General features: G+C 62.4%; 11 protein-coding genes and 1 pseudogene. 7 read left to right on the top strand and 5 right to left on the bottom strand.

The window, feature by feature from the left end:
• Window positions 1-106 precede the first annotated feature (106 nt).
• The 5 genes from QOC89_RS05755 to QOC89_RS05735 all read left to right on the top strand — a co-directional run bounded on the left by QOC89_RS05755 (window position 107) and on the right by QOC89_RS05735 (window position 8,459).
• On the top strand, window positions 107-3,358 hold the full coding sequence (locus QOC89_RS05755; protein WP_323044146.1) for an efflux RND transporter permease subunit: 3,252 nt from the start codon (window positions 107-109) through the stop codon (window positions 3,356-3,358).
• A 54-nt stretch (window positions 3,359-3,412) separates the two neighbouring features.
• Entirely contained in the window at window positions 3,413-4,636 is a 1,224-nt protein-coding gene (locus tag QOC89_RS05750) for an efflux RND transporter periplasmic adaptor subunit (RefSeq protein WP_323044145.1), read from the top strand.
• A gap of 41 nt (window positions 4,637-4,677) precedes the next feature.
• Window positions 4,678-6,240, top strand: coding sequence for an efflux transporter outer membrane subunit (locus QOC89_RS05745; protein ID WP_323044144.1), 1,563 nt, complete (start codon window positions 4,678-4,680; stop codon window positions 6,238-6,240).
• A gap of 78 nt (window positions 6,241-6,318) precedes the next feature.
• The gene (locus tag QOC89_RS05740; RefSeq protein ID WP_153141202.1) at window positions 6,319-7,005 is read left to right on the top strand and encodes a heavy metal response regulator transcription factor; all 687 of its coding nucleotides are present in this window, start codon (window positions 6,319-6,321) and stop codon (window positions 7,003-7,005) included.
• The gene (locus QOC89_RS05735; protein ID WP_323044143.1) at window positions 7,002-8,459 is read left to right on the top strand and encodes a heavy metal sensor histidine kinase; all 1,458 of its coding nucleotides are present in this window, start codon (window positions 7,002-7,004) and stop codon (window positions 8,457-8,459) included. The genes QOC89_RS05740 and QOC89_RS05735 overlap by 4 nt, the downstream gene beginning before the upstream one ends.
• Here QOC89_RS05735 and dinB read toward each other — a convergent pair.
• The 4 genes from dinB to QOC89_RS05715 form a co-directional block, all read right to left on the bottom strand.
• Window positions 8,426-9,592 carry a DNA polymerase IV gene (gene dinB, locus QOC89_RS05730; protein ID WP_323044142.1) on the bottom strand — a complete coding sequence of 389 codons (1,167 nt, stop codon included), beginning with the start codon at window positions 9,590-9,592 and terminating at the stop codon, window positions 8,426-8,428. The genes QOC89_RS05735 and dinB overlap by 34 nt on opposite strands.
• A gap of 296 nt (window positions 9,593-9,888) precedes the next feature.
• Window positions 9,889-10,467 carry a YceI family protein gene (locus QOC89_RS05725; RefSeq protein ID WP_323044141.1) on the bottom strand — a complete coding sequence of 193 codons (579 nt, stop codon included), beginning with the start codon at window positions 10,465-10,467 and terminating at the stop codon, window positions 9,889-9,891.
• Between the two features lie 48 nt (window positions 10,468-10,515).
• Window positions 10,516-11,079 (bottom strand): YceI family protein, encoded by a 564-nt coding sequence (locus QOC89_RS05720; protein WP_323044140.1) that lies wholly within the window; start codon window positions 11,077-11,079, stop codon window positions 10,516-10,518.
• A 97-nt stretch (window positions 11,080-11,176) separates the two neighbouring features.
• Entirely contained in the window at window positions 11,177-11,731 is a 555-nt protein-coding gene (locus QOC89_RS05715) for a cytochrome b (RefSeq protein WP_323044139.1), read from the bottom strand.
• Between the two features lie 356 nt (window positions 11,732-12,087).
• On the opposite strand from QOC89_RS05715, the gene QOC89_RS05710 reads away from it, so the two are divergent.
• Window positions 12,088-13,338 (top strand): arsenic transporter, encoded by a 1,251-nt coding sequence (locus QOC89_RS05710; RefSeq protein WP_323044138.1) that lies wholly within the window; start codon window positions 12,088-12,090, stop codon window positions 13,336-13,338.
• Window positions 13,339-13,378: 40 nt separating this feature from the next.
• On the opposite strand, the gene QOC89_RS05705 is transcribed toward QOC89_RS05710, so the two are convergent.
• Window positions 13,379-13,627 carry a hypothetical protein gene (locus QOC89_RS05705; protein ID WP_323044147.1) on the bottom strand — a complete coding sequence of 83 codons (249 nt, stop codon included), beginning with the start codon at window positions 13,625-13,627 and terminating at the stop codon, window positions 13,379-13,381.
• A 493-nt stretch (window positions 13,628-14,120) separates the two neighbouring features.
• Here QOC89_RS05705 and QOC89_RS05700 point away from each other — a divergent pair.
• Window positions 14,121-14,240 (top strand): annotated as a pseudogene (locus tag QOC89_RS05700) (EF-hand domain-containing protein); the annotation flags it as partial.

Genomic DNA, 14,240 nt, shown 5'->3' with positions numbered 1-14,240 from the left:
AGACATGTGCGCATGTCTGCCGGCTTTGGCATTTCGAATGCTGAAACCGCGCGACCGTCCAGTCACGGCGATTCAATTCCTTTCGGCATTTTCTCGGGCGCGTTTCATGTGGATCGTCAACGTAGCGCTTAAGCGGCCATACACGTTCATCGTGATGGCCATTCTGATTTTGCTGGCGACGCCATTCGTGCTGCTCACCACGCCGGTCGACGTGTTGCCGGAAATCAATATTCCTGTGGTCAGTATCATCTGGAGTTACACGGGCTTGTCGGCCGAAGACATGGCCAACCGTATCGCGTCGGGCAACGAGCGCGGCCTGACCACCACGGTCAACAACATCGAGCACGTCGAATCGCAGTCGCTTGCCGGCATCTCGATTCTCAAGGTGTTCCTGCAGCCGGACGCGAACATCCAGACCGCGATCGCGCAGGTGGTGGCCGTCGAACAGGCGCAGCTCAAACAGGCACCACCAGGCGCGACACCGCCTTTGGTGATCAGCTACTCGGCCTCCAGCATTCCGGTGATCCAGCTCGGTTTGTCGAGTCCGAAACTGTCGGAGCAGGCGCTCAACGACACCGCGCTGAACTTCCTGCGTCCGCAACTCGTGACGATTCCGGGTGCAGCCGTGCCGTATCCGTATGGCGGCAAAGCGCGTTTGATCTCGGTCGATCTCGACACGCGCGCATTGCTCGCAAAAGGGCTGACGCCGTCGGACGTGGTCAATGCGTTCAATGCGCAAAACCTGATTTTGCCGACCGGCACGGCCAAGATCGGGCCGAAGGAATACACGATCAACATGAACGGCTCGCCTCCCACGCTGGACGGGCTCAACGACATCCCGGTGCGTACGCTCAACGGCGCGACGACATATCTGCGCGAGGTTGCCCATGTGCGCGACGGCTTCTCGCCGCAGACCAATATCGTGCGGCAGGACGGCCGGCGCGGCGTGCTGATGTCGGTGCTGAAGAACGGCAATGCCTCGACGCTGGCGATCGTGGACAGGCTGAAGGACTTGCTGCCGGGCGCGCGCGCCGCGTTGCCGCCGGACCTGCACATTACCGCGTTGTTCGATCAGTCGGTGTTCGTGAAAGCGGCGGTGCAGGGCGTGGTGCGTGAAGCCCTGGTCGCCGCCGTCCTCACCGCCGCAATGATTCTGCTGTTCCTCGGCAATTGGCGCAGCACCTGCATCATCGCGATCTCGATTCCGCTGTCGATTCTGTCCTCGCTGATCGCGCTGCACGCGCTCGGGCAAACCATCAACATCATGACGCTCGGCGGCCTTGCGCTGGCGGTCGGGATTCTGGTCGACGATGCGACGGTGACGATCGAGAACATCGAACGGCATCTGCATATGGGCACGAATCTGCACGATGCGATTCTCGACGGTGCCGGTGAAATCGCGATTCCCGCGCTGGTCTCGACGCTGTGTATCTGTATCGTGTTCGTGCCGATGTTCTTCCTGACGGGCGTCGCGCGGTACCTGTTCGTGCCGCTCGCCGAAGCGGTGGTGTTCGCGATGATCGCCTCGTACATTCTGTCGCGCACGCTGGTGCCGACTATGGCGATGCTGCTGATGGGCCACGCGCACAAGCCGAAGGCCGGTGCCAGGCCGAATCTGTTCATGCGGCTCTATCATCGTTTCGACGCCGGTTTCGAGCGCATGCGTGCCGCGTACATCATGATTCTGAGCAGCGTGCTGGTGCGCCGGGGCCGTTTCGGCAGTCTGTTTCTCGGGTTCTGCGTCCTCTCGATGGGACTGGTTTTCGTGCTCGGCGAGGACTTCTTTCCGAGCGTCGACGCGGGCGATATTCGTCTGCACATGCGGGCGCCGACCGGCACGCGTATCGAAGAAACGGCGCGGCTTGCCGACCAAGTCGAGAAGGTGATTCGCGAGGTCATACCGGCCGACGAACTCGGCACGATCCTCGATAACCTCGGCTTGCCGTATAGCGGTATCAATCTCTCGTACAGCAACTCGGGCACGATCGGCACGCTCGACGGCGAAATCCAGCTGGCCTTGAACGAGAACCACAAGCCGACGCAGCTCTACATGGACAAGCTGCGCGCGATCCTGCCGCAGCGCTTTCCGGGTGTCGAATTCTTCTTTCAGCCTGCCGATATCGTTACGCAGATTCTCAACTTCGGCCTGCCCGCCGCGGTGGATGTGCAAATTTCCGGCGCGGATCAGCAGGGTAATTTCGACATTGCGCGCAAACTGCTGAAACAGGTGCGGATGGTTCCGGGCACCGTCGACACCCACATCCAGCAAAAGCTGGATGAACCCGCGATCAATCTTCAGATGGATCGCACCCGCCTGCAGCAACTCAATCTGAGCGCGAGCAACGTGGCGCAAAACGTGCTCATTTCCTTGTCGGGCAGTTCTCAGACCTCGCCGGGTTTCTGGTTTAACAACAGGAACGGCGTCGAATACAGCGTCGCGGTGCAAACGCCGCAGTATCAGATAACGTCGATCGATGAATTGTTGCGCACGCCGGTGTCGGGCTCGGCCAACGGACCGACGCAACTGCTCGGCAACCTGGTGCGGCTCACGCCGCAGACTCAGTTCGCGGAAGTCACCCACTACAACATCCGGCCAGTGATCGACCTGTACGTGAGCGTCGAGAAGCGCGATCTGGGCAGCGTGGCGAATCAGGTCGACAAGCTGGTGAACAACGTGCGGGCTTCACTGCCGCGCGGTAGTCAGATCACCGTGCGCGGCCAGGTGGAGACCATGCGCACTTCGTTCTTCGGTCTCGGTCTGGGCGTGGCGGTGGCGATCGTGCTCGTGTACTTGCTGATCGTGGTGAATTTCCAGTCGTGGGTCGATCCGCTGATCATCGTCAGTGCGTTGCCGGCGGCGTTGGCGGGCATCGCGTGGATGCTGTTTCTGACCGGCACGCATTTGAGCGTGCCGGCCTTGACCGGCGCGATCATGACGATGGGTGTCGCGACCGCCAACAGTATTTTGATGGTGTCGTTCGCGCGCCAGCGGCTCTCCGCCGGCGCACCGCCGTTGACGGCCGCGCTCGAAGCCGGTGCCAGCCGGATCAGGCCGGTACTGATGACCGCGTTCGCGATGATCATCGGCATGATTCCGATGGCGCTCGGGCTGGGCGAGGGCGCCGAGCAGAACGCGCCGCTCGGCCGCGCGGTGATCGGCGGTCTGCTGTTCGCCACGGTGTCCACGCTATTTTTCGTGCCGCTGGTGTTCGCGGGCATTCATACGCGCCTGGCGCGGCGCCATCACGACGATGACGACACGGACACGACGGGCAACCACGGCAGCGATGGCGACGGTGGTGGCCACGGCAATGACGGCCCCGCGCCGGAGCACGGCGGCGCAGGCAAGCCCGCGTGACGTTCAATGTAAATGACGGCTGGCTGCATTGGCCCACTGAGATGGCTGACTGAGATGACCGAAAAAACTCATGCATCGCTGGCGATTCCCGCGCGAGAGACCGAAGGTGGCCACGCGTTGCCGCCGCGCCATCGCGAATGGAAGCGCGCCAAAATCGCCATCTGGATCGTGTTGGCGTTGCTCGCTGTGGGTGCGTTGCGTACGGTGATCGCGGATATCCTGCAAAACCGTTCGGTCGCCGATACGACGAAGCAGAACGCCACGCAGTACGTCAACGTAGTGAATCCGACGCAAACGGACGGTGGCGGCAACACCCTGTTGCCGGGCACGTTGCGCGGCAATGTCGAATCGCCGATCTACGCGCGCTCCACCGGCTATCTGCTGCACTGGTACGCCGATATCGGCGCGCGCGTGAAGCAGGGGCAACTGCTCGCCGATCTGGACACGCCGGAAATCGATCAGGAACTCGCCCAGGCGTTGGCGCAGCGTCAGCAAACCAGTTCGAGTCTCGGTCTCGCCAAGAGCTCGCTGGAACGCTGGCAGCAACTGCGTCAACGCGATGCGGTTTCGCAGCAGGAACTCGATGAACGGCAGAGCACCTACGCCCAGGACGTCGCCAACCTCGCCGCCGCTGATGCCAACGTGAAACGCCTTCAGCAGCTCGAATCGTTCAAGCGCATCGTCGCGCCGTTCGCTGGGGTGGTCACGCAGCGCAACGTCGACGTGGGCGACCTGATCGATGCCGGCAGCGGCACGAGCCGCGCGTTGTTCGCACTGGCGCAAGCGGATCCGTTGCGGGTCTATGTGCAACTGCCGCAGGCATATGCGCAAAACGTTTCGGTCGGACAGAAGGTGGTGGTCACGCAGGCCGAATTGCCGGGCCAGCAGTTCCACGGCACGATCACGCACATGTCCGGCGCGATCGACGTGCCGACCCGTTCGCTGCAGGTCGAAGTGACCTTGCCGAATCCTGACGACAAGTTGCGGCCCGGCGCGTACGTGCAGGTGGCGGTGCCGGCGGTTGCTCATGCACGCTTGATGGTGCCGGGCAATGCGCTGCTGTTTCGCGCGGAGGGTCCGCGGATCGCGGTGGTCGATGCGAACGGCAACGTGGTGTTGCACAAGATCGTGATCGCGCAGGACCTCGGTCAGTCGCTCGAGATCGAAAGCGGCCTCGAGGCGAGCGACAAGGTCATCATCAACCCGAGCGATTCGATCGCGGATGGCGATCACGTGCAGATCACGCAACCGCCGAAAAACGGCAAGGGGGCGTCGTGATCGCGAAGCAGGCGGGCGCTGGCCGGACACCCACGATACGCATGGCGCAGGGGGCACTGACGGGGACGCTGGCGGGGGCACTGGCGGCCGCGACGAGCGCGGCCTTGCTGGCCGGGTGCACCGTCGGCCCGGACTATCGGCGGCCGCAAGCCGAGGTGCCGCCCAACTGGCAAACCGATTCGTACTGGCGCGTCGCGGCTCCGTCGCATGCGCCGATCTCGCCGGACTGGTGGAGCACGTTCAACGATCCGACGCTCGGCACGCTGGAAACGCAGGCGCTCGCGCAGAATCAGACGCTGGCCGCGGCCAGTGCGCACTATGAGCAGGCCAAGGCCACGCTCGCGAATACGCGCGCCCAGCAGATTCCCGAAATCGATGCAACCGCGGCCGCATCGCGCTTCAGGATCTCGAGTGATCGCCCGCTGACGAATTACGCCACGCCGACGATGTCGACGGTGCAGAACAATCTGCAACTCGGCCCGACGATCAACTACGATACCGATCTATTCGGCCGGATACGCCGCGAAGTGGAAGGTGCCGCGGCCTCCGCGCAACAATCGGCCGACGACCTCGCCAACGCGCGGCTCGTCCTCACCACCGATCTCGCCACCGACTATTTCTCGCTGCGCGAGCTCGACGCCGAGATCGATGTGCTGAATCAATCGGTGATACTGCAGCAAAAGGCGCTCGATTACGTGACGACCGAGCACGATCTCGGTTCGGTCTCGGGGCTCGACGTGTTGCAGCAGAAGTCGCTGCTCGATGCGACCCGCGTGCAGGCGCAACTGCTGCTCAATCAGCGCGCGCAGTTCGAACATGCGATTGCCGCGCTGGTGGGCGTGCCAGCGCCGCAATTCGCGATCGAACCCAAAGTACTCGCCGCGCAGGTGCCGTCGATTCCGCTTGGGCTGCCGAGCGACGTCCTGCAACGCCGCCCGGATATCGCCTCGGCGGAGCGCGCAATGGCCGCGGCGAACGCGCAGATCGGCGTGGCCAAGGCGGCCTTCTTTCCGAGTCTGACGCTCGCTCCGGGCATCGGCTGGGAAGCCACTCAGTTCGCCAGTCTGCTGAGCGCGCCCACGCTGATGTGGACGCTCGGCGCGGCCGCCGGCCAGGTGCTGTTCGACGGCGGGCGTCGCGCGGCGAACGTCCAGTTCGCCAGCGAAGGCTACAAGGTCACCGAGGCGAACTACCGGCAAACCGTGCTCAACGCGTTCCAGCAGGTGCAGGACGGCATCACCGGTCTGTCCGTGCTCGACGGCGCGTCGAAGCAGTCGCACGAGGCGGTGACCGACGCGCAGCATTTGCTGTCGCTCGCCAACGACCGCTATTCGGGCGGCCTCGTCGCGTATCTCGACGTGATCACCGCGCAACAGTCGCTGCTTACCAGCGAGCGTCAGGACGTGCAGATCCACGGCCAGCAGATGACGCTGTCGGTGTCACTGGTGAAGGCGCTGGGCGGCGGCTGGGATGCCGGCACGGACATGTCGGGCGCGCTGCCGCGCGGCAATACCACGGGCACGGCGAACCCGGCTGACTCAGCGGACATGGCGAACGCAGCGAACACCGCGGACACGAAGGAGGCGATGACTCCCGCGAAGTGAGCCGCCGGACAACGACACGGGCAGCGAGCGAACGGAAAAACGAGGCGCTTCGTATAATGCAGATACTTGAGGACGTGTATGAAATTGCTGATCGTTGAAGACGAACATAAGGTGGTGGATTACCTGCGCTCCGGTTTGACGGAGCAGGGTTGGGTCGTCGACGTCGCGCTCGACGGGGAGGAAGGCATGCATCTGGCCACCGAATTCGATTACGACGTCATCGTCCTCGACGTCATGCTGCCCAAACGCGACGGCTTTAGCGTGCTCAAGGCGCTGCGCATGCGCAAGTCCACCCCGGTCATCATGCTGACCGCGCGCGATCACGTGAACGACCGGGTGCGCGGTCTGCGCGAAGGCGCCGACGACTACCTCACCAAGCCATTTTCGTTTCTCGAACTGGTCGAGCGGCTGCACGCACTGGCACGCCGCACGCGATCGCAGGAATCCACGCTGATTTCCGTCGGCGATCTGTTCGTCGATCTGATCGGCCGGCGTGCGACCCGCGACGGCGTACGCCTCGATCTGACCGCAAAGGAATTCCAGTTGCTGAGTGTGCTGGCGCGCCGGCAAGGCGACATTCTTTCGAAGACCGCGATTACCGAACTCGTGTGGGACGTCAATTTCGACAGCCATACGAATGTCGTGGAAACCGCCATCAAACGACTGCGCGCCAAGCTCGACGGCCCGTTTTCCTCGAAGCTGCTGCACACCGTACGCGGCATGGGCTACGTGCTCGAAGTGCGCGAAGAGGCAGAGCAAACATGAACCGCTCGATCGCGCGCCGTCTTGCGTCGATGTTCGCGCTGGTGGCGCTGTTCGTGTTCACGCTGGTCGGCACCGGGCTGTTTCTGGTGTTGCGTAGCCAGCTGGAACACCACCTGCGCGAATCGCTCGACGATCGCACCCAGATCGCGCGCATCATCGTCTATCACGCGGTGACGCCGGAAAAGTGGCGCATGGCGCGCGAAAAGCTCACCGACATGACGCCGCACGACGGCAGCACCCTGTATTCGATATCGAGCACCGATCCGTATTTCCACTATGGCAATCCCGTCGAAGGTACGGTGGTGAAGAGCTGGGCAGATGGCTACGCGCGCGTGACGCCGCCGGGCGGCGCTGAGGACATGCTCACCTCCACCGTGACGATACCGGCGTACGCCAACCGCCCGCCCGTGCAGTTGCAGGTGGCCGCGAGCTATTCGCCGAACGTGCGCACGATGCGCGTGTTCGGCTCGGCGCTCGCGGCACTGTCGGCGCTGGGCAGTCTCGCGGTGCTGCTGCTCAGTTACTCGGTCACGCGGCTCGGCCTCGCACCGTTGACGCGCCTGACGAGAGATGCCTCCGCCGTGAGTCCGAATAACCGCTCGCAACGTCTGAATACCGCGTCGCTGCCGCTCGAATTGAACGATCTGGCCAACTCGTTCAATGGTGCGCTCGAACGTCTGGACGGCGCCTACTGGCGCCTCGAGTCGTTCAACGCGGACGTGGCGCATGAACTCCGTACACCGGTGACGATTCTGATCGGGCAGACCGAGGTGGCGCTGACGCGCAACCGTTCAGTCGACGACTTGCGTCACACGCTGCAGTCGAATCTCGAAGAGTTCGAGCGCATGCGCGCGATCATCAACGACATGCTGTTCCTCGCCCGCGCCGATCAGGGCGAGCGCGCGACGGGACTGATCGAATTGTCACTGGCTGCGGAAGTCGCGCACACGCTTGAGTTTCTGGAGATTCCGCTGGAGGAAGCGCGGGTGAGCGCGCAGTTGCACGGCGATGGAATGGCGCGTGTGAACCGCTCGCTGTTCGGCCGCGCCTGCGCGAATCTGTTGATGAACGCGATCCAGCACTGCGAACCAGGCGCGGAAATTACCGTGACGATCACGCATGACGCGGATCAGTTGCGAGTCGCGGTGGCCAATCCCGGCAAGCAGATCGAACCCGCGGTGCTCGAACATCTGTTCGACCGGTTCTATCGCGCGGAAGTGTCGCGCACCAATAGCCGCGAAAACCATGGTCTCGGTCTCGCGATCGTGAAGGCGATTGCGGAGATGCATCGCGGCACGGTGTCGGCGCAAAGCGCGCACGGCATCAACACGTTTGCGTTTTCTGTCACCGCGTTGCGCACGGAAGGCGACAGCGTGGCGGCGGCGCGTTCGAGCGCCGGCGTGACGGCGGAGGCAGGCGATTATTCGTCGCTGGCAAAGGGCAAATCAGCCTGAACCGGTCGGCGCTGCTTCACCGGCTGCGCGTTGGCCGGCGTCAACGCGCTGACGCGCACGCCGAGGAGCCGCAGCTTGCGGTTCAATTCCACCCGTCTGAGACATTCGGTTGCCGCGCGCCGTATTTCGGTGGCATCGGCGGTCGGCTCGTCCAGCGTCAGGTCGCGCGTGACCGTGCGAAAGTCGTCGTAGCGCAGCTTGATGCCCACCGTGCGGCCCACATAGCCCTTGCGAACCAGATCTTCCGCGACTCGCACGCATAAGCCGGTAAACGAACTCGACAGGGCCGGCCGATCGTGACGCGGATGCAGATCGCGCTCGAAGGTCGTCTCGCGGCTCATCGACTTGGGCTCCGATTCGACCACCACCGGCCGCTCGTCGTAGCCTTGCGCGACTTGCATGAGCCACGCCGAGTAACTGCGCCCGAAGTGATCCTGCAACAGCCCCGCATCCGCGGCCGCCAGATCGCCCACGGTGACGAGGCCGAGCGCGGTGAGCTTTTCCGCGGCCTTCGGGCCGATCCCGTTGACCTTGCGCACCGGCAACGGCCACACGCGCAACGGCACGTCCGCCGGCGTCAGGATCGTGAGGCCGTCGGGTTTGTCGAGTTCGGAACCGATCTTCGCCAGCAGCTTGTTCGGCGCCACGCAAATGGAGCAGGTGAGGCCGGTTGCCTGATTGACGGCCTCCTTGATGCGCGCGGCGATCTCGGCCGGCTCTCCGGCCAGGTCGGTGAGGTCGATATAGATTTCGTCGATGCCCCGGTCTTCGATCCGGTCCGTGAACGTGGCGACCGCCGCTTTGAACAGGCGCGAGTAGTGGCGATACGACTCGAAATCGGTGGGCAGCAGAATCGCGTCGGGCGCGAGCATGGCCGCTTTCATCATGCCCATCGCGGAGAACACGCCAAGCGCGCGGGCTTCGTAGGTGGACGTGGTCACCACGCCGCGGCCCGCGTAATCGCGCAGCTTCGCAAAACGGCGGCTGCCGTCTTCAAGCGTTTGCGGCACGCCATTGCGGCCGCCACCGATCACCACCGCCTTGCCGCGCAGTTCGGGATAGCGCAACAGTTCGACGGACGCGTAGAACGCGTCCATGTCCAGATGCGCGATGCGGCGGCTTGCAGAACTCATGGATGGCGGAAACGGGTGACGTCGCAGGCCGCGGGCATCACAGTCGATGCCCGCGGCCGTCGCTCTGTCTGATGGCTTGCGTGGCGCTCGCCGGCACGCAATGGGTGCGCGGCACGCCGGACGTCAAACCGTAATCTTACCTTGCTCCGCTGGGGCGAGTCCGGTTTGCGTCTCGACCACGCGCTAAACCTCGTACCAGCAATAAAAAAGCCTTTAACCCGCTGGGCTAAAGGCTTGGTACCGACGTGGGCATGCTTCAGGCGAACGCTCCACGCAAGCTGCGCGGCAGCGCGCTATTACTGCTTGATGCCTTCGGCCTGGATATGCAGCGTGGTCTGCATCTTGAAGCCATAGGTCTTGCCGAAGTCGACGCCGAAATCGTCGCGATTGAACGTCGCGGTCGATTCGGTGCCGCACACTTCGCGCTTGAGCATCGGGTTCATGAAGCACTTGAACGATTCGATCTTCAGATTGACCGGCCTGGTGATGCCATGCATGGTCAGCGTGCCGATCACTTCCACGGGCTTGTCGCCGTCGAAGCGGATCTGCGTGCCCTTGTACGTCGCGGCGGGGTACTTGGCGGCGTCGAAGAACTTGTCCGTGACCAGTTCCGCGTCGAGCTTGTCGTTGCCGATATCCACCGAGCTCATATCGATCGTCACGTCCACCGTGCCGGTCTTGGCGGCGCGGTCCAGCACCACCGTGCCGCTGCTCTTCTTGAACTTGCCGCGCCAGATCGACACGCCGCCGAAGTGGTCGGTTTCGAAGCTCGGATAGGTGTGCGTCGGGTCGAGTTGATATGTGTCGGCGGCCATTGCGTTGAACGACATGGCGGCGGCCAGCGCACCGGCGGCGAGCAAAAGTTGTTTCTTCAAGTTCTTCTCCAGGTGTCAGAAAGTGTTGTGACGCTTCGGTGTGTCCAGTTATTGCTTCGAAGCGACGATGTGAAATTTGATGACGACCTCGTCGGCGACCACCGACGTGTCTTTCCATTCGCCCGTCCCGACATCGAACTGCGAGCGTTTGATCGGCAATGCGCCGTCGAAGGTTTGCGTATTGCCCTGGCTGGCGATGGTGACCGGCACCACGACAGTCTGCGATTTGCCTTTGATGGTGAGCTTGCCGGTGATCTTGTACTGATTGCCACCGGCCGGCGCGATCGCGCTCGAGACGAAGGTCGCGGCCGGATAGGTTGCGCTATCGAACCATTCCTTGCCTTGGGCCTGTTTGTTGTAGTCGTCCGCGCCGAGGTCGTAGCTGCCGGTGTCGATCGACACGTTGGCGCTGCCGGCCGTCGGCTTGGCTGAATCGAAATTCAGCTGCGCGGAGAACTTCTTGAACTTGCCGTCAACGGGCACGTTCATCTGCTTCGTCGTGGCAATCACGCTGCTTTTGCCCGTATCGACATCGGCGTGCGCCAGACTTGCGCTGAACAGGGAGAAGGCGGCAACGCCGGCAAGAATGGAGTGGTAAAAGTTTGATTTCATAGTGGTATGCATCCTATCGAACCCACGCGTGTGGATTGCACACCGTTTGGGAATTTGATTGCCAACAAGCCGTAGCCAATCGTGTAATACGCGTGTGTTATTTGAGGAATGGAATCATCCGCGCGAGTAATCCGTCGCGGTCGACGAATTGATGCTTGAGCGCGGCAAGGACATGCATCGCAACCAGCGTCAGCAGCGTGTAATTGAGCAGGATGTGGACCGTGCGCAGGCTTGCCTTGAGCGCCTGGTCCGGGCCGATGATGGTCGGCAGCGGCACGATGCCGAGGTACACCACCTGAATGCCGGCGGCCGAGCTATAGAAGTAACCCGACAGCGGAATCGCCAGCATCAGGATGTAGAGCACGCCATGCACGAGATGGGCCGCCGCTTTCTGCCAGGCGGGGGTCGCGCTATCGAGCGCCGGCGCGCGGTGAGTGGCGCGCCACAGCACGCGCGCCACGGCCAGCACAAAGACGGTCACCCCGATCCATTTGTGCCACGAGAAGTACTTCAGCTTGGTGGGCGTGAAGCCCGGGATATCCGTCATGATCCAGCCGATATAGAACCCGCAGACGATCAGCAATGCGATGAGCCAATGCAGGGCGATCGCGGGGCCGCTGTAATGCTCGATGTCTGAAGGACGGGGTCTCATTGATTTATGCTCACTGGTCGTGGTGCTTGCCGCGTGCGGTATGTCGCGAGTAGATGCGGATAGTAGGGAGACCAATGCAAACTGACTAGCCGGGGATAAATGAACAGATTGTTCTAGCCGTGACGCTAATGGGAATGGAATAAATACGCGCGCGGCCCGAATTGGCGTGCCGATGGGCTGTGTTTAATTTGCCGGCTCAACCCATCAACCGGGTGGGCTAGCGGAGCAGGGCAAAGCAGGCAACGCGGTATGGCGCGGCACACGACTTGCGTCCCGATCGCCTGCGGCATGCCGGTCATCGGTTATGCTACGGCCACTCCCGCGTTCGCGCGCAATCAGAATCCAGGACTTACTTGGTGAATTCCGTCTTCCTCTCCTGGGGTATCGCCATCGCCGCCACGGCCGGCGTCATTGCCCGCCCGTTCAAATGGCCCGAGGCCGTGTGGGCGGTGGCGGGCGCGCTGCTACTCGTGTCGCTGGGCCTGCTTCCGCTTGATCTGGCATTCGAGGCAGTCGGCAAAGGTACGGACGTCTATCTGTTTCTGTTCGGGATGATGGTGCTCTCGGAAGTGGGGCGCCGCGAAGGCCTGTTCGACTGGGTCGCCGTATTCGCGGTCAATCACGCCAAAGGCTCGCCGAGAAAGCTGTTTTTGCTGGTCTATCTGGTTGGCGTGGTCATCACCGCCTTCCTGTCCAATGACGCCACCGCGGTCGTGCTGACACCGGCCGTCTTCGCGGCCGCCAAAAAAGCGAAGACGCATCCGCTGCCCTTGCTGTTCGTCTGCGCGTTCATCGCGAATGCCGCGAGCTTCGTGCTGCCGATCTCGAATCCGGCCAACATCGTGTTGTACGGCAATCACACGCCCGCGCTCGGCGCCTGGCTGATGCGTTTCACGCTGCCTTCGCTGCTGTCGATCGTCGCGACCTATGTGCTGTTGCGCTGGACCCAGCGCGAAGCGCTCGCCGGCACCTGCGAGTCCGATCTCGAGCCGCTCGAGTTATCGTCGAGCGGGCGCGTCGCGCTCGCTGGCATTGCGGTGACGGCCGCTGTGTTGCTCACCGTGTCCGCCTTCGATATTCCGTTGGGTCTGCCCACCGCGATACTCGGCGCGCTGACCGCCACGGTCGTGCTGATCCAGGAGCGCAAATCGCCGCTGCCGATGATTCGGGAAATATCGTGGAGCGTGTTGCCGCTCGTCGCCGCGTTGTTCGTGCTGGTTGAAATGCTCGATCACACCGGCGTAGTCAAGACGCTCGTCGATCTGGTGCAAGGCGCGACGCAGCGCAATGAACTCGCCACGGCTGGTTGGGCCGGCGCCATTATCGCGATCGGCAGCAATCTGATGAACAATTTGCCGGCCGGTCTGATTGCCAGCTCGACCGTGTTGCAGGCGCATAGCCCTGAGCGGGTGATCGATGCGCTGCTGATCGGCGTCGACCTCGGGCCGAATCTGTCGATAACCGGCTCGCTCGCAACGATCCTTTGGCTCAACGCGATTCGCCGCGAAGGGGAAGACGTGAGCTTCATGAAGTTTCTGAAAGTGGGGGCGGTGGTGATGCTGCCGGCCCTCACGCTAGCGCTTGCCGCGCGGATTCTGATCGGCTGAGCGAATGATTGAGCGGATCACGTTCCCATCCCGGCTTGAGTCATGAGCCGGTGCCGGTCGGACGCATCGGCGCCCTGGACGGCACTTTTTTTTGCGCGGACTGTTCGAGCGAGCGCAATGCGGCTTCGAGCCGGGCAAGGCGCGCCCGTTGCGTCGGCATCAGTGCTGTTTTCGGCAGTTTGTGCAGACGATTGCGCCAATACGATAGCGGAATCCGATCGTTGACCGAAATTTGCCCAAATACGAGCTCGAGATGGGCAATTTCTTTATCTATATCTTGGTAGCTCATCTGACAGTCCAGAAAGAAGAGTGGATCGGCAATGAAACGGTGCAAGCGGGATGCCGCCAGTTGGACAGATCTGTCTGACTAACGGACGCGTCTCACGGTGATGCAGAACCAGCAAGCGCCGTACCGGCCCCTCGCGATGTTAATCTAACGCATTGCTTTCACATATCATTCATTTGTCCGACGTGTGGCGCCATTGCACATCGGGTGGCCTGTGGAGGAGACCGGTTTTTCACCTGTTTTAATTCCCGAGATATCTCGTGGACTCCAAAAAAACGAGCCCATCTCGCGTTGCGTGGAGCGGTAATAAATCTCGCGGATACCGGTACGAAAGGACGCGGATTGGCCAAGCCGACGCCACCAGAAGTCACGACATATCGCGACATGATTCTGAAATTGCCTTCCGGCGGCACTTCATCAAGAATTCGGTCTGTCATTGAACGGATCGCGGCGGTTTTGCAGGCGACGCACGATGACTCAATCGAAGGAGTCAGTCATGAAGAAGTTGATCGCCGTTGTGCTGCTGTGCTGCGCATCCACCGTCGCGTTCGCTCAAACGGCCGCGCCCCAGGGCGGCAATCCCCAGCGCATGGAACGCATGGCGCAACAACTGCAA

This window comes from Paraburkholderia sp., assembly GCF_034668105.1.
Taxonomy (GTDB): Bacteria; Pseudomonadota; Gammaproteobacteria; order Burkholderiales; family Burkholderiaceae; genus Paraburkholderia.
The sequence above is the reverse complement of the archived record's forward strand: the minus strand, read 5'-3'. Positions and strand labels throughout refer to the sequence as shown.

Bases quoted from the DNA above. Each gene is read 5' to 3' on its own strand.
- QOC89_RS05735 (WP_323044143.1), top strand. From the start codon at position 7,002: ATGAACCGCTCGATCGCGCGCCGTCTTGCGTCGATGTTCGCGCTGGTG.
- QOC89_RS05720 (WP_323044140.1), bottom strand. From the start codon at position 11,079: ATGAAATCAAACTTTTACCACTCCATTCTTGCCGGCGTTGCCGCCTTC.
- QOC89_RS05705 (WP_323044147.1), bottom strand. From the start codon at position 13,627: ATGAGCTACCAAGATATAGATAAAGAAATTGCCCATCTCGAGCTCGTA.
- QOC89_RS05740 (WP_153141202.1), top strand. From the start codon at position 6,319: ATGAAATTGCTGATCGTTGAAGACGAACATAAGGTGGTGGATTACCTG.
- QOC89_RS05745 (WP_323044144.1), top strand. From the start codon at position 4,678: ATGGCGCAGGGGGCACTGACGGGGACGCTGGCGGGGGCACTGGCGGCC.
- QOC89_RS05755 (WP_323044146.1), top strand. From the start codon at position 107: ATGTGGATCGTCAACGTAGCGCTTAAGCGGCCATACACGTTCATCGTG.
- dinB (WP_323044142.1), bottom strand. From the start codon at position 9,592: ATGAGTTCTGCAAGCCGCCGCATCGCGCATCTGGACATGGACGCGTTC.
- QOC89_RS05750 (WP_323044145.1), top strand. From the start codon at position 3,413: ATGACCGAAAAAACTCATGCATCGCTGGCGATTCCCGCGCGAGAGACC.
- QOC89_RS05715 (WP_323044139.1), bottom strand. From the start codon at position 11,731: ATGAGACCCCGTCCTTCAGACATCGAGCATTACAGCGGCCCCGCGATC.